We start from the raw sequence: 15,586 nt of genomic DNA on the forward strand, positions 1-15,586 counted from the left end.
GTCCGCTCCAGGGAAGGACCCTTCGTGAGCGACACCACCGATCTGATGGGCGCACGTGTCGAGGAGACCGTTGCCGCGCCCGCCACGGACGCCTCCGCGCCTGCCAGCGGTGCCGGCTCCCGGCGGCGCCGCGGTACCGGCCTTGAGGGCATGGTGCTGGCCGAGCTGCAGCAGGTCGCATCCGGCCTCGGCATCAGGGGCACCGCGCGCATGCGCAAGAGCCAGCTGATCGAGGTCATCAAGGAGGCGCAGGCCGGGGGAGGTGCGGCGGCTCCCAAGGCGGAGGTCGCCACCGAGACCAAGCCCAAGCGCCGCGCCACCTCCAAGGCTCGTACCGGCGAAGCCGCCGAGAAGAAGGCGGAGAAGGCGGCTGAGGCCCCCGCCGAGAAGGCCGTGGCTCAGCAGCAGATCGAGATCCCCGGCCAGCCGGCCAGCGACGACGCCCCGGTCGAGCGCCGTCGTCGCCGCGCCACCGCCGACGCCGGTGCCCCCGCGGCCGCCCCCGAGACGGTCGCGGCCGAGGCGAAGAGCGAGCCGAAGGCCGAGACGCCCGCGCAGCCGCAGGGCGACGCCGGTGAGGGCGGCGAGGGCCGTCGTCGCGACCGCCGTGAGCGCGGCCGGGACCGCGAGCGCGGTGACCGCGGTGACCGCGGTGACCGCGGTGACCGTCGCAAGGGCGACGACCAGCAGGGCGGCGGCCGTCAGGACCGCGGCCAGCAGCAGAACCAGCAGCAGGGCGGCGGCCGTCAGGACCGTGACCGCGACCGCCAGCAGCAGGACGACGACGACTTCGACGGTGGCCGCCGTGGGCGTCGCGGGCGTTACCGCGACCGCCGTGGCCGTCGTGGCCGTGACGAGATCGGTGGCGCGGGCGAGCCGCAGATCAACGAGGACGACGTCCTGATCCCGGTCGCGGGCATCCTGGACATCCTCGACAACTACGCCTTCATCCGTACCTCGGGCTACCTGCCGGGCCCGAACGACGTGTACGTCTCCCTCGCCCAGGTCCGCAAGAACGGCCTGCGCAAGGGCGACCACATCACCGGTGCGGTCCGTCAGCCCAAGGAAGGCGAGCGGCGCGAGAAGTTCAACGCGCTGGTGCGTCTCGACTCCGTCAACGGCATGGCGCCCGAACACGGCCGCGGCCGCCCGGAGTTCAACAAGCTGACCCCGCTGTACCCGCAGGACCGGCTCCGTCTGGAGACCGACCCGGGCGTGCTGACCACCCGCATCATCGACCTCGTGTCGCCGATCGGTAAGGGCCAGCGCGGTCTGATCGTGGCCCCGCCGAAGACCGGTAAGACCATGATCATGCAGGCGATCGCCAACGCGATCACGCACAACAACCCCGAGTGCCACCTGATGGTCGTCCTGGTCGACGAGCGTCCGGAAGAGGTCACCGACATGCAGCGGTCGGTGAAGGGCGAGGTCATCTCCTCGACCTTCGACCGCCCGGCCGAGGACCACACGACGGTCGCCGAGCTCGCCATCGAGCGTGCGAAGCGGCTCGTCGAGCTGGGCCACGACGTGGTTGTCCTGCTGGACTCCATCACGCGTCTGGGCCGTGCCTACAACCTCGCCGCCCCCGCCTCCGGCCGCATCCTGTCCGGTGGTGTCGACTCGACCGCGCTGTACCCGCCGAAGCGCTTCTTCGGTGCCGCGCGCAACATCGAGGACGGTGGCTCGCTCACCATCCTGGCGACGGCTCTCGTCGACACCGGGTCCCGCATGGACGAGGTGATCTTCGAGGAGTTCAAGGGCACCGGCAACATGGAGCTCAAGCTCGACCGCAAGCTCGCCGACAAGCGCATCTTCCCGGCGGTGGACGTCGACGCGTCCGGCACCCGCAAGGAAGAGATCCTGCTCGGCAACGACGAGCTCGCCGTCGTCTGGAAGCTGCGCCGGGTGCTGCACGCGCTCGACCAGCAGCAGGCGATCGAACTGCTCCTCGACAAGATGAAGCAGACGAAGTCGAACGGCGAGTTCCTGCTGCAGATCCAGAAGACGACGCCGTCGCCCGGCAACGGCGACTGAGCACGGCACAGGCGCTCCCAGAAAGTCCCGAAGGGCGCTCCCCGTCAGACAGTGACGGGGAGCGGCCTTCGGGCGCTGATAGGGACGGGTGTATCCGTACGCCCCTTCCTACTCTTGTGTCTCTGGGGGGACCTTGACCACCACCCTGTCCGGCAGCGGTCGTCACAGACGCCGGATACGTTTCGGGCTGCCCATCGCCGCTGTCGGCGTCGCCGCGGCCGTCGCCGCCGCCCTGCTGACCTCGTCCGCGGGCGCCGCGACCGCGCTGCCCAAGCCCACCGTGAAGCCCGCCACCAGTTCGGCCTCGCTCGCCGAGCTGGAGCGGCGCGTCGCCGGTGCCGTCGCCGGTGACGACACCGCGGGGGAGACGGCCACGAAGTCGTCGTACAGCGCGAGCACCAGCAGCTCCTCCGGTGACTCCACCGTGAGTCCCATGGTCATCGGTGGCACGACGACCAGCATCACCTCGGCGCCCTGGATGGCGCAGCTCTGGTACTACGACGACCAGGGCACCGCAGACGAGGCCGACGACCTCGGGTTCTTCTGCGGGGGCGCCGTCGTCGCGCCGACGAAGATCCTCACCGCCGCGCACTGCGTCAAGGGCTACGACTGGTTCAACTACGGCGCCGTCGTCACCGGCACCGCCCAGCTGCCGACCACCGATGAGGCCGGCAACACCGACCTGCACGGCGGCACCGTCACGCTGCCGCACCGACAGTGGAACCACCCGTCGTACAACGCGACGACGATCGACAACGACATCGCCGTCATCACGCTGGCGAACGCCGTCAAGGCGACGCCGATCCGGATGACGACGTCCGGCGACACCGCCTCGTACACCGCCGGGACGAACGCCAAGGTCTACGGCTGGGGCCGGACCAGCTCCACCAGCCAGGACGTCTCCGACACGCTGAAGACGGCCACGCTGCCCGTCCAGTCCGACAGCACCTGCACCGGCTACTACGGCAGCGAGTTCATCAAGGGCCACATGGTCTGCGCGGGCCCGCCGGCCAGCGGCAGCGACAGCGGCACCACCTCCGCCTGCAACGGTGACTCCGGCGGACCGCTGGTGGTGAACAACCGGATCGTCGGTGTCGTCTCCTGGGGTGTGCAGGACTGCGTCGCCGAGGGCGCGTACAGCGTGTTCTCCAAGGTCAGCAGCTATGTCGGCGCCGCCTACCCGCGCATCGACGACACCAACGTCAGCGGTGACCACCGGGCCGACCTGTGGCTGCGCAACGCGTCTACGAAGACCGGCTACTCGAAGGACTCGGGCGGCACCTCGTTCGCCGCGCGCGAGTCCTGGGGCGACTGGAGCGGCGTGAACGTCGTCCTGCAGACCGACCTCGACCGGGACGGCTACCAGGACCTGGTGTACCGGCGCAGCTCCGACGGTGCCATGTTCTGGGCGCACTATGTGCAGGCCAGCGGCTCCTGGGCCACCAAGACGCTGTTCAGCAACTGGAAGACCCGCACCCGCGTCGTCGCCCCGGGCGACGTCACCGGCGACTACCTGCCCGACCTGCTCTCGGTCGACTCCGGCGGCACCCTGTGGATCTACCCGGGCACGGGCAACGGCTCCTTCGCCACCCCGGTCAAGGTCGGCACCGGCTGGAACCAGTACAACTCCCTGCGCGGCCACGGCGACTTCACCGGCGACGGCAAGACCGACCTGATCGCCCGCGCCTCCAGCACCGGCTACCTGTACCTCTACAAGGGGACCGGCAAGTCCGGCACGGGCGCCTTCTCCAGCCGTATCAAGGTGCGGGAGTGGGCCGGCTACAACGCCTTCGACGCGGTCGGCGACATCAGCGGCGACGGCAGGGCGGACTTCCTGGCCCGCACGCCCGGCGGCACGCTCTACCTGTACAAGGGCACCGGAAAGGCCACCAGCGAGATCTTCGCCACAAGGATCTCGGTCGGCACGGACTTCGAGCAGTACGACATCTTCGGCTGAAACCGCAGGTGAGCGGGGCCTGCCCCGGTATCACCGACCACGCACCGTGCCCACCGCTCCTCGGCGGTGGGCACGGTCCGTTGTGCAACCCTTCTCCGAGTTTCCCCGTCTGACCGGACGGGGTCACGATGGTGTGGTAAGCGCCAAATGACCACGCCTGACCCTGAAAGCAGGGGGTAACCGACCGGACGAGAACCGAGGAGCACAGTGTCCGCCGAGAGCACGCCGGAGCCCGGCATACCGGGTCAGACCGGCACCGCAGGTCCGCGCCACCGCGCCAAGGGCCGCCGTCGCAAACCCCGAGACAAGCGCAAGGGCCTGCTGATCACGGCCTGGACGGCCGCCGGGATCGTGGTCCTGGGCGGCACCGGAGCCGGGTACCTGTACTTCAAGCTCAACGGCAACCTCAAGAGCGTCGACATCGACCAGGCCCTTGGCACCGAGCGGCCCGAGAAGGTCGACAACGGCTCGGAGAACATCCTCGTCCTCGGCTCCGACACCCGCTCCGGCAGCAACAAGAACCTCGGCGGCGGCACCGACGACGGCAGCGCCCGCTCCGACACGGCGATGATCGTGCACGTCTACGAAGGCCACAAGAAGGCCAGCGTGGTCTCCGTCCCGCGCGACACCCTCGTGGACCGCCCCCGGTGCACCGACACCAACGGCGACACCCACGACGCGGCGTCCGGCGTGATGTTCAACGAGTCGTACTCCACGGGCGGCGCCGCCTGCGCGGTGAAGACCGTCGAGTCCATCACCGGCATCCGCATGGACCACTATCTGGAGGTCGACTTCTCCGGCTTCCAGAAGCTCATCGACGAGCTCGGCGGCGTCGAGGTCACCACCACCAAGAACATCAGCGACCCCGACAGCCACCTCAACCTCAAGGCCGGCACCCACCAGCTCACCGGCAAGCAGGCCCTTGGCCTGGTCCGCACCCGGCACGGCGTGGGTGACGGCTCCGACCTCGGCCGCATCCAGCTCCAGCAGGCCTTCATCAAGGCGCTGATCAACCAGGTCAAGGACATCAACCTCTTCGGCAACCCCAAGAGGCTCTACGACCTGGCCAACACCGCCACCAAGACGGTGACGGCCGACTCCGACCTCGGCTCGGTCAACAAGCTCATGTCCTTCGCGGGCGGCCTCAAGGGCATCAGCTCCAAGAACATGACCATGGTCACGATGCCGGTCCAGTACGACCCCGCGGACCCGAACCGGGTGCTCGTGGCGAAGAAGAAGGCCCGGCTGGTGTGGGACGCCCTGAAGAACGACAAGGTGATCCCGAAGGCGGCCACCGAAGGCACGGCCACGGGCGATGCCAAGGGTGTGGTGAGTTAGCCGGGGACCCCAGGGGTTGGCCAGGGGGCCCCGGGGAATAGACCACGGCCACCCCCGGTTTTGGCTGATGGACACCAGTCCTGGCAGACTGGTACGTCGGCTCCGGTTCACGCTCCCGCACCCCGCGGCTGCGACCCGGCGCCCTCCCGAAACTAGGAGACACCTTGAAGCGCGACATCCACCCCGAGTACGTCGAGACGCAGGTCAGCTGCACCTGTGGCGCGTCGTTCACCACCCGTAGCACGATCAACAGCGGCACCATCCGCGCCGAGGTCTGCTCCGAGTGCCACCCGTTCTACACGGGCAAGCAGAAGATCCTCGACACCGGTGGCCGTGTGGCCCGCTTCGAGGCCCGCTTCGGCAAGGCACCTGCCGGCTCCAAGAAGTAGCGAGCTCCAATTCGCCGGTCCACGGTTCGCGTGCCCTCCCTACCGGAGGAGCCGCACCGGGACCGGCGTTTTTGGTCGCCCGCCACTTCACCCACGTACACACAGGAGCCCAAGATGTTCGAGGCCGTCGCGGACCTGGTCGTTGAGCACGCCGACCTGGAGACGAAGCTCGCCGACCCGTCGGTGCACGCCGACCAGGCGAACGCGCGCAAGCTGAACAAGCGCTACGCCGAGCTCACCCCGATCGTCGCCACGTACCGCTCCTGGAAGCAGACCGGCGACGACATCGAGACCGCACGTGAACTCGCCGCCGACGACCCGGAGTTCGCCGCCGAGGTCAAGGAGCTGGACAAGCAGCGCGAGGAGCTGACGGAGAAGCTCCGCCTGCTGCTCGTCCCGCGCGACCCCAGCGACGACAAGGACGTCATCCTCGAGATCAAGGCGGGCGCGGGCGGCGACGAGTCGGCGCTGTTCGCCGGTGACCTGCTGCGCATGTACCTGCGCTACGCCGAGCGCGTCGGCTGGAAGACCGAGATCATCGACTCCACCGAGTCCGAGCTCGGCGGCTACAAGGACGTCCAGGTCGCCGTGAAGACCAAGGGCGGCCAGGGTGCCACCGAGCCCGGGCAGGGCGTGTGGGCGCGGCTGAAGTACGAGGGCGGGGTGCACCGCGTGCAGCGCGTGCCGGCGACCGAGTCCCAGGGCCGGATCCACACCTCCGCGGCCGGTGTGCTGGTCACGCCCGAGGCCGAGGAGATCGACGTCGAGATCAACCCGAACGACCTGCGGATCGACGTGTACCGGTCGTCCGGCCCGGGTGGTCAGTCCGTCAACACCACCGACTCCGCCGTGCGCATCACGCACCTTCCCACCGGAGTCGTGGCCTCCTGCCAGAACGAGAAGAGCCAGCTGCAGAACAAGGAGCAGGCTATGCGTATCCTGCGCTCCAGGCTGCTCGCAGCGGCGCAGGAGGAGGCCGAGAAGGAGCCCGCCGACGCCCGCCGCAGCCAGGTCCGCACGGTCGACCGCTCCGAGAAGATCCGCACCTACAACTTCCCGGAGAATCGCATCTCGGACCACCGCGTCGGCTTCAAGGCGTACAACCTGGACCAGGTGTTGGACGGCGACCTCGACTCGGTGATCCAGGCCTGCGTCGACGCGGACTCGGCCGCCAAGCTAGCGGCCGCGTAAGGCACGTACGAGTACGACCGGAGGACTTGCGTGCAGCAATTCATTGGGGGGCGATCCCCAAGCCCCCGCAGCGTGCTGCTCGCGGAGGTGGCCCAGGCCACCCAGCGGCTGGCCGACGCCGGCGTGCCCTCGCCGCGCAACGACGCGGAGGAGCTCGCCGCGTTCGTGCACGGCGTGAAGCGGGGCGAGCTGCACTCCGTGAAGGACTCGGACTTCGACGCCCGGTACTGGGAGGTCATCGCCCGCCGTGAGCAGCGCGAGCCGTTGCAGCACATCACCGGGCGGGCCTACTTCCGGTATCTCGAACTCCAAGTCGGGCCCGGCGTGTTCGTGCCCCGACCCGAGACCGAGTCGGTGGTCGGGTGGGCCATAGACGCCGTGCGCGCGATGGACGTCGTCGAGCCCTGCATCGTCGATCTGTGCACCGGCTCCGGCGCCATCGCGCTCGCCCTCGCCCAGGAGGTCCCGCGCTCGCGCGTGCACGCCGTGGAGCTGTCCGAGGACGCCCTGCAGTGGACGCGCAAGAACGTGGAGGGGTCCCGGGTCGACCTGCGCCAGGGCAACGCCCTGGACGCCTTCCCCGACCTCGACGGCCAGGTCGACCTGGTCATCTCCAACCCGCCCTACATCCCGCTCACCGAATGGGAGTACGTCGCTCCCGAGGCGCGGGACTACGATCCCGAACTCGCCCTGTTCTCAGGGGAGGACGGCCTCCACCTCATCCGCGGTCTGGAACGGACCGCACACCGGCTCCTGCGCCCCGGCGGCGTCGTCGTCATCGAGCACGCCGACACCCAGGGCGGCCAGGTGCCGTGGATCTTCACCGAGGAGCGGGGCTGGGCCGACGCGGCCGACCATCCCGACCTCAACAACCGCCCGAGGTTCGCGACCGCACGCAAGGCGCTGCCGTGACCACCCCACAGAGTCTTTTCCCGAAGTACGTGTACGAGGAGGCCCGCTAGATATGGCACGGCGATACGACACCAACGACGCGACCGACCGCACGACCGGTCTGCGCGAAGCCGCGTCCGCCGTCCGCCGTGGCGAGCTCGTGGTCCTCCCGACCGACACGGTGTACGGCATCGGCGCCGACGCGTTCTCCAAGGAGGCCGTGGGCGACCTGCTGGAGGCCAAGGGCCGGGGCCGCAACATGCCCACCCCTGTGCTGATCGGCTCCCCGAACACGCTCCACGGTCTCGTCACCGACTTCTCCGAGCTGGCCTGGGAGCTGGTCGACGCCTTCTGGCCGGGCGCGCTGACACTGGTCGCCAAGCACCAGCCCTCGCTGCAGTGGGACCTGGGCGACACCCGGGGCACCGTTGCCGTGCGCATGCCGCTGCACCCGGTCGCCATCGAGCTGCTGACGGAGGTCGGACCGATGGCGGTGTCGTCGGCGAACCTGACGGGCCACCCCGCTCCCGAGGACTGCGACGCCGCGCAGGAGATGCTCGGCGACTCGGTCTCCGTCTACCTGGACGGCGGCCCGACCCCCGGCAACGTCCCGTCCTCGATCGTCGACGTGACCGGCGACGTGCCCCTCCTCCTGCGCGCGGGCGCCATCTCCGCGGAAGAGCTGCGGAAGGTCGTACCCGACCTCGAGGTGGCGAATTGACAGCCCCTGAGGCGGGGCGTGGCATAGGCAACGGGGAACGTGCCGCGGAGATCACGACGACGTTCGTCGGGCTTCCGCGCGACAGCTTCCGCATCCTCCACGTCAGCACCGGCAATGTGTGCCGCTCACCGATCACCGAGCGGCTGACCCGTCATTTCGTGGCGCAGCGGCTCGGTGTGCTCGGCGGCGGGCTGATCGTGGAGAGCGCGGGCACCTGGGGCCACGAGGGAGCCCCCATGGAGGCCAACGCGGAGACGGTCCTCGCCGACTTCGGCGCGGACGCCGCCGGCTTCGTCGGCCGCGAGCTCCTCGACGAGCACGTCATCCGCGCCGACCTGGTCCTGACGGCCACCCGCGACCACCGCGCCCAGGTCATCTCCATGGGCCACTCGGCGGGCCTGCGCACCTTCACGCTGAAGGAGTTCACCCGCCTGGTCCGCGCGATAGACCCGGCGACCCTGCCGCCCCTGGAGGACGGCGTGGTCCTCCGCGCACGCGCCCTGGTCCGCGCGGCGGCGGCTCTACGCGGGTGGCTCCTCGCGCCGACGGCCGAGGCGGACGAGGTGTACGACCCGTACGGGGCACCGCTGCCGTTCTTCCGGTCGGTGGGGGACGAGATACACGAGGCGCTGGACCCGGTCGTCACAGCGCTCACCGGAGTACCCGCGCGGGCGTAACAACCGGGCGTACCTGTCGCCCCGGGCCTACATTGGACGTACGTCACCGTCGACGCCCGGAGCCCACCATGACGGTTGCCCATGCCATCGAGGCCGACGTCCTGCGCCGTCAGGACCCGCAGCTCGCCGACATCCTGCTCGCAGAGCTCGACCGGCAGTCGACGACGCTTCAGCTCATTGCCGCCGAGAACTTCACCTCGCCCGCGGTGCTGGCGGCTCTCGGGTCGCCGCTCGCCAACAAGTACGCCGAGGGCTATCCGGGTGCCCGGTACCACGGCGGCTGCGAGTTGGCCGACGTCGCCGAGCGGCTCGCCGTGGAGCGGGCCAAGCTGCTGTTCGGGGCCGAACACGCCAACGTGCAGTCGCACTCGGGGTCTTCGGCCGTCCTCGCCGCGTACGCCGCCCTGCTGCGCCCCGGCGACACCGTGCTCGCCCTCGGGCTGCCGTACGGCGGACACCTCACGCACGGCTCACCCGCCAACTTCTCCGGGCGCTGGTTCGACTTCGTGGGGTACGGGGTGGACGCCGAGACCGGGCTCATCGACTACGACCAGGTGCGCACGCTCGCCCGCAACCATCGGCCCAAGGCCGTCGTCTGCGGGTCCATCGCCTACCCGCGCCACATCGACTACGCCCACTTCCGTGACATCGCCGACGAGGTGGGCGCGTATCTCATCGCCGACGCCGCCCACCCGATGGGGCTCGTCGCCGGGGGTGCGGCGCCGAGCCCGGTGCCGTACGCCGATGTGGTGTGCGCCACTACGCACAAGGTGCTGCGCGGGCCCCGCGGCGGCATGATCCTGTGCGGCGCGGACCTCGCGGAGCGGGTCGACCGCGCCGTGTTCCCGTTCACCCAGGGCGGCGCGCAGATGCACACCATCGCCGCCAAGGCCGTCGCGTTCGGCGAGGCGGCAACACCGGCGTTCACGGCGTACGCCCATCAGGTGGTCGCCAATGCGAGGACCCTGGCGGCCGGCCTGGCCGCGGAGGGGCTGGTCGTCACCACGGGCGGGACCGACACCCACCTGATCACCGCTGACCCGGCGCCCCTCGGCGTCGACGGCCGTGACGCGCGTGGGCGGCTTGCCGCGGCCGGGATCGTGCTGGACTGCTGCGTGCTGCCGCACGGCGACGACCGCGGCCTGCGCATGGGCACGGCGGCCGTGACCACCCAGGGCATGGGGGAGGAGGAGATGGTGTGGCTGGCCGCGTTGCTGGCGGGCGTGCTGCGCGGGGAGCGGGAAAGTCAGAAGGCTCGTGAAGAAGTGCGGGAGCTGACCGGTAGATTTCCCCCGTATCCCGGCTGAGGCGGGGTAGACGCACCTGGGCACACAGCTGCCCGTGCAACCATCGTCGCTACCCGGAAGTCCCCACACATATGCGTCGCGTACGTGTCCATCGCTAGGGTGTGGGGCTGAGATGGCCAGCGAGACTTGTGGGGAAGCCCGTGCGTGAATACCTGCTGACGCTCTGCGTGACGGCCGCGGTGACGTATCTGCTGACAGGGCCGGTACGTAAGTTCGCGATCGTGGCCGGAGCGATGCCGGAGATCCGGGCGCGCGACGTGCACCGGGAACCCACTCCGCGGCTCGGCGGGATCGCGATGTTCTTCGGCCTGTGCGCGGGCCTGCTGGTCGCCGACCACCTCACCAACCTCAGTGCGGTCTTCGAGAAGTCCAACGAACCGCGGGCGCTGCTCTCCGGAGCGGCGCTCATCTGGCTGATCGGCGTCCTGGACGACAAGTTCGAGATCGACGCCCTGATCAAGCTGGGCGGCCAGATGATCGCCGCCGGCGTCATGGTCATGCAGGGTCTGACGATCCTGTGGCTGCCCATCCCCGGCTTCGGCTCGGTCGCGCTGACCCAGTGGCAGGGCACCCTGCTGACGGTCGCCCTGGTCGTCATCACCATCAACGCGGTCAACTTCGTCGACGGCCTGGACGGCCTCGCGGCCGGCATGGTGTGCATCGCCTCGGCCGCGTTCTTCCTCTACGCCTACCGGGTCTGGGTGTCGTACGGCATCGAGGCCGCCGCCCCGGCCACCCTGTTCGCGGCGATCCTGATGGGCATGTGCCTGGGTTTCCTGCCGCACAACATGCACCCGGCGCGGATCTTCATGGGCGACTCCGGCTCGATGCTGATCGGCCTGGTGCTGGCCGCGGGCGCGATTTCGATCACGGGACAGGTCGACCCGGACGCGCTGAAGCTGTTCGCCGGCTCCGAGAAGGAGGCCGTGCACCAGACGGTGCCGGTCTACATCCCGCTGCTGCTGCCGCTGACGATCATCGCGATCCCGGCCGCCGACCTGGTGCTGGCGATCGTGCGCCGCACCTGGCGGGGCCAGTCGCCGTTCGCCGCCGACCGGGGCCACCTGCACCACCGCCTGCTGGAGATCGGCCACTCGCACAGCCGCGCGGTGCTGATCATGTACTTCTGGTCGGCGCTGATCGCCTTCGGAGCGCTCGCCTACTCCGTGAACTCGGCGTCCATGTGGATCGTGCTGAGCGTGGTGTTCCTCAGCGCCATCGGCCTGGCCCTGCTGCTGCTCCCGCGCTTCACCCCGCGCGCCCCGCGCTGGGCCGAGGCGTTCGTGCCGCCGCGCTACCGCCGCCGCGGGGCTGTCGCCGAGCCCGCGGCCACCACACCGCAGACCGCCGCCACCGAGGCAACGGCCGACGCCGACTCCCTGTCCGAGGAAGAGTCGCGCACTCCGGTCGTGGCCGGGGTGGCCCGGGTCAACGGCGCGACCGCCATCGGCGCCCGTTCGCGTTTCCTGGACCGGCGGAAAGCCGGAACGTCGCGCTGACGGTCAAGGTAAGAGCGCGGCCAAGGTAAGAATCTGACTAGAGCATTGCCAAGTCATGGGGGAGCGAAGTTCCCCAATACCAGACAAGTCGGCCGTGTTTTTGCACAGACGCGCACTGTCACTCTCATGTGTGACACCGGGCACACCCGCCAGGTAAAGACCTCATCAAATAGTTTGTGATACGGTTCACGAGAACCCCCGGATAGAGCCGAAGGGCCGCAGTGCGACGGTCCGTTGGCGTGAGGTTCCCTCTCAGCCCGGGACTACGCTCGTCCATGACGACACCCTGCCCCCACCGTGAAAGCGGAGCTGCCGCCATGCCGTCCAATGACGCCCGGAACCTTCTGCAGATCGCTGTGCCTACGGCCGCGGTCGGCGCGGTCGCCGTTGCTGTCAGCGGTGTGATCGCCGGCGGCGAGGGGGCGATCGGTGCGGCTGTCGGGACAGTGCTGGCCATCCTCTTCATGGGGGTCGGCCTGTATGTCCTGCAATGGACGGCAAAAACGCTCCCGCAGTTGTTCCAGGCCATGGGGCTGATGCTCTATGTCGCTCAGCTCCTGCTGCTCCTGATCTTCGTCGCCCTCTTCAAGGACACCTCTCTCTTCAACGCGAAGGCGTTCGCCGCCTCGCTCGTAGTCGCGACCGTCGTGTGGATGGCTGCACAGGCCCGTGCGCACATGAAGGCCAAGATCTTCTACATCGATCCCGACCACGAGAAGAGTGAGAAGTCCGAGAAGACGGGGCCGTCGTCGTGAGGGGTAGGGCCGGGATAAAGGCGTGGGGTATCTCCTGCTATCGTCCGGTGCCAACTGCGGCATCGCGGGCGCGGGCATCTGAGCTGACGCCTGCTCAATCGCGAGGCTTGATGCCCCCCAGCCGCCCCCACATCCGTAACACCAGTCCAGTGCCGACCCGCGGCTGCGCGCCGCGCCGACACAACGAGGTTGCCGTACCCATGCGTCACGCCGAAGGAGCCCGTGGTGAGTGCTGACCAGACCCAGCTCGCCTTTGAGTGGAACTGTCGGATCATGTCCGACAACGGCTGTGGCTTCCCGGCTCCGGGCCTGCACTCGTTCCTGTTCCAGCCGATCGCCACGGTCGGAGGGTTCGAGTTCAACAAGGTGATGTTGCTTGCCCTCATCACCACGCTGCTGGTCGTCACCTTCTTCACACTCGCCTTCAGCAAGGCGAAGGTGGTGCCGGGCAAGCTGCAGATGGTCGCCGAGGCCGGTTACGACTTCGTACGCCGCGGCATCGTCTACGAGACCCTCGGTAAGAAGGAGGGCGAGAAGTACGTCCCCCTGATGGTCTCGATGTTCTTCTTCATCTGGATCATGAACATCTGGTCCGTGATTCCGCTGGCCCAGTTCCCGGTGTCGTCGATCATCGCGTACCCGATCGTCCTCGCCGCGCTCGTCTGGGTCCTCTGGGTCTCGCTGACCTTCAAGCGCCACGGTTTCGTCGGCTTCTTCAAGAACGTCACCGGCTACGACAAGTCGCTTGGCGCCGTGCTGCCGCTCGTGATGTTCATCGAGTTCCTCTCGAACCTCTTCGTCCGGCCGTTCACGCACGCGGTGCGACTCTTCGCCAACATGTTCGCCGGCCACCTGATGCTGGTCATGTTCACGGTCGCGTCCTGGTACCTGCTGAACAGCTGGATGATCCCGGCGGCCGGTGTCTCCTTCGTCATGACCGTGGTCATGATCCTCTTCGAGCTTTTCGTGCAGGCCGTCCAGGCGTACGTCTTCGTGCTCCTCGCCTGCTCGTACATTCAGGGCGCTCTCGCCGAGCACCACTGAGCCCCGCCCCACCCACCCCCTGATCGTCCGGTGGCCAACTCCCACCGGTCCGTAAAGAGAAGGAAGAATCAGCATGGCTGCCACTGAGACCCTCGCCGCCGTCACCGGTTCGCTCGGCTCCATCGGCTACGGCCTGGCCGCGATCGGCCCCGGCGTCGGCGTCGGCATCATCTTCGGTAACGGCACCCAGGCCCTGGCCCGTCAGCCCGAGGCCGCCGGCCTGATCCGCGCCAACCAGATCCTCGGCTTCGCCTTCTGTGAGGCGCTCGCCCTCATCGGCATCGTTATGCCGTTCGTGTTCGGTCGCTAAGCCTTAGCCACCTGACACTTTTCGACGAAAGGCACTGATGTGATCGCCAACCTGGTACAGCTGGCGGCCGAGGAAGAGCAGAGCCCGCTCGTTCCTCCTGGCCCCGAGCTGCTCGTCGGCACCATCGCCTTCGCCATCGTGTTCTTCTTCTTCTGGAAGAAGCTGCTTCCGAACATCAACAAGGTTCTGGAAGAGCGCCGCGAGGCGATCGAAGGTGGTATTGAGAAGGCCGAGGCGGCGCAGGTCGAGGCGCAGAGCGTCCTCGAGCAGTACAAGGCGCAGCTCGCCGAGGCCCGGCACGAGGCCGCGCGTCTGCGCCAGGAGGCGCAGGAGCAGGGCGCCACGCTCATCGCCGAGATGCGCGCGGAAGGCCAGCGGCAGCGCGAGGAGATCGTCGCCGCCGGGCACGCCCAGATCGAGGCCGACCGCAAGGCCGCGTCCTCCGCGCTGCGCCAGGACGTCGGCAAGCTCGCCACCGACCTGGCCGGCAAGCTCGTCGGTGAGTCCCTCGAGGACCACGCCCGGCAGAGCCGTGTCATCGACCGCTTCCTCGAGGACCTTGAGGAGAAGGCCGAGGCCGCGCGATGAACGGAGCGAGCCGCGAGGCCCTGGCAGCCGCACGTGAGCGTCTCGACGCGCTGACGGACAGCACGTCCGTGAACGCCGGGCAGCTCGCCGACGAGCTGGCCGCTGTCACCGCGCTGCTCGACCGCGAGTTCTCGCTGCGTCGGGTCCTCACCGACCCGGCGCAGGCGGGCGAGGCCAAGGCGGAGCTGGCCCAGCGCCTGCTCGCCGGCCAGGTCAGTGGCGAGGCCGCCGACCTGCTGGCCGGCATGGTGCGCTCCCGCTGGTCGCAGTCGCGCGATCTGGTGGACGCCCTGGAGGAGCTGGCGAGCACCGCCGACCTCACCGCCGCGCAGAAGGCGGGCACGCTCGACGACGTCGAGGACGAGCTGTTTCGGTTCGGCCGGATCGTCGCCTCGAACACCGGGCTGCGCGCCGCGCTGACCGACCGGTCCGCCACCGCTTCGGCCAAGGGCGAGCTGCTGCGCAGCCTGCTCGGCGGTCGGGCCAAGGCGACCACCGAGCGTCTGGTGACGCGTCTTGTGACCGCGCCGCGTGGACGTAGCCTGGAGTCGGGACTGGAGTCCCTGTCCAAGCTCGCCGCCGAGCGCCGGGAGCGCATGGTGGCCGTCGTCACCTCGGCGGTACAGCTGAGCGGACCGCAGAAGCAGCGCCTCGGCGCCGCCCTCGCGAAGCTCTACGGTCGCCAGATGCACCTCAACCTGGACGTGGACCCCGAGGTCCTCGGCGGAATCCGGGTGCAGGTCGGCGACGAGGTCATCAACGGCTCCCTCGCGGACCGTATCGAGGACGCCGGCCGCCGCCTGGCGAGCTGACCAGCAACTCAATAGGCAGTACGTACTTACGACGGCCCTGGTTGGGCCGTGCAGAAGAATCCTGGGGGTCGCC

Annotated in this window: 15 protein-coding genes; all 15 read left to right on the forward strand. The window is 69.1% G+C overall.

Translation table 11 applies throughout. The features are described from left to right. Positions 1 to 24 precede the first annotated feature (24 nt). Entirely contained in the window at positions 25 to 2,034 is a 2,010-nt protein-coding gene (gene rho / locus AB5J49_RS32255) for a transcription termination factor Rho (RefSeq protein ID WP_369172381.1), read from the forward strand. Positions 2,035 to 2,209: 175 nt separating this feature from the next. After that, complete coding sequence (locus tag AB5J49_RS32260; protein WP_369175338.1) at positions 2,210 to 3,991, forward strand: trypsin-like serine protease; 1,782 nt, start codon at positions 2,210 to 2,212, stop codon at positions 3,989 to 3,991. Positions 3,992 to 4,198: 207 nt separating this feature from the next. Continuing rightward, positions 4,199 to 5,329, forward strand: a complete 1,131-nt coding sequence (locus tag AB5J49_RS32265) for an LCP family protein (RefSeq protein WP_369172382.1) — start codon at positions 4,199 to 4,201, stop codon at positions 5,327 to 5,329. A gap of 164 nt (positions 5,330 to 5,493) precedes the next feature. Beyond that, entirely contained in the window at positions 5,494 to 5,718 is a 225-nt protein-coding gene (rpmE, locus tag AB5J49_RS32270; RefSeq protein ID WP_369172383.1) for a 50S ribosomal protein L31, read from the forward strand. 114 nt (positions 5,719 to 5,832) lie between these two features. Continuing rightward, positions 5,833 to 6,909: a peptide chain release factor 1 gene (prfA, locus tag AB5J49_RS32275; protein WP_369172384.1), complete on the forward strand. Its 1,077-nt coding sequence runs from the start codon at positions 5,833 to 5,835 to the stop codon at positions 6,907 to 6,909. Between the two features lie 72 nt (positions 6,910 to 6,981). Continuing rightward, a complete protein-coding gene (prmC, locus tag AB5J49_RS32280) occupies positions 6,982 to 7,821 on the forward strand; it encodes a peptide chain release factor N(5)-glutamine methyltransferase (RefSeq protein ID WP_369172385.1) in 840 nt (279 codons plus the stop codon). A gap of 52 nt (positions 7,822 to 7,873) precedes the next feature. Beyond that, positions 7,874 to 8,521 carry an L-threonylcarbamoyladenylate synthase gene (locus AB5J49_RS32285; RefSeq protein WP_369172386.1) on the forward strand — a complete coding sequence of 216 codons (648 nt, stop codon included), beginning with the start codon at positions 7,874 to 7,876 and terminating at the stop codon, positions 8,519 to 8,521. Further along, positions 8,518 to 9,198, forward strand: coding sequence for a protein-tyrosine-phosphatase (locus tag AB5J49_RS32290; RefSeq protein ID WP_369172387.1), 681 nt, complete (start codon positions 8,518 to 8,520; stop codon positions 9,196 to 9,198). Before AB5J49_RS32285 ends, AB5J49_RS32290 begins: the two co-directional genes overlap by 4 nt. A gap of 68 nt (positions 9,199 to 9,266) precedes the next feature. Next, the gene (gene glyA, locus AB5J49_RS32295) at positions 9,267 to 10,505 is read left to right on the forward strand and encodes a serine hydroxymethyltransferase (protein WP_369172388.1); all 1,239 of its coding nucleotides are present in this window, start codon (positions 9,267 to 9,269) and stop codon (positions 10,503 to 10,505) included. Between the two features lie 140 nt (positions 10,506 to 10,645). Next, positions 10,646 to 12,004: an MraY family glycosyltransferase gene (locus AB5J49_RS32300; protein WP_369172389.1), complete on the forward strand. Its 1,359-nt coding sequence runs from the start codon at positions 10,646 to 10,648 to the stop codon at positions 12,002 to 12,004. A 317-nt stretch (positions 12,005 to 12,321) separates the two neighbouring features. Further along, positions 12,322 to 12,759, forward strand: a complete 438-nt coding sequence (locus AB5J49_RS32305; protein WP_369175339.1) for a hypothetical protein — start codon at positions 12,322 to 12,324, stop codon at positions 12,757 to 12,759. Positions 12,760 to 13,032: 273 nt separating this feature from the next. Beyond that, positions 13,033 to 13,803 carry a F0F1 ATP synthase subunit A gene (gene atpB / locus AB5J49_RS32310; protein WP_062709821.1) on the forward strand — a complete coding sequence of 257 codons (771 nt, stop codon included), beginning with the start codon at positions 13,033 to 13,035 and terminating at the stop codon, positions 13,801 to 13,803. Between the two features lie 73 nt (positions 13,804 to 13,876). After that, positions 13,877 to 14,113 carry an ATP synthase subunit C gene (locus AB5J49_RS32315; RefSeq protein WP_045558932.1) on the forward strand — a complete coding sequence of 79 codons (237 nt, stop codon included), beginning with the start codon at positions 13,877 to 13,879 and terminating at the stop codon, positions 14,111 to 14,113. Between the two features lie 39 nt (positions 14,114 to 14,152). Continuing rightward, the gene (locus AB5J49_RS32320; RefSeq protein ID WP_369172390.1) at positions 14,153 to 14,701 is read left to right on the forward strand and encodes a F0F1 ATP synthase subunit B; all 549 of its coding nucleotides are present in this window, start codon (positions 14,153 to 14,155) and stop codon (positions 14,699 to 14,701) included. Further along, on the forward strand, positions 14,698 to 15,513 hold the full coding sequence (locus tag AB5J49_RS32325; RefSeq protein WP_369172391.1) for a F0F1 ATP synthase subunit delta: 816 nt from the start codon (positions 14,698 to 14,700) through the stop codon (positions 15,511 to 15,513). The genes AB5J49_RS32320 and AB5J49_RS32325 overlap by 4 nt, the downstream gene beginning before the upstream one ends. Positions 15,514 to 15,586: the final 73 nt, after the last annotated feature.

The organism is Streptomyces sp. R28, assembly GCF_041052385.1.
Classification (GTDB): Bacteria; Actinomycetota; Actinomycetes; order Streptomycetales; family Streptomycetaceae; genus Streptomyces.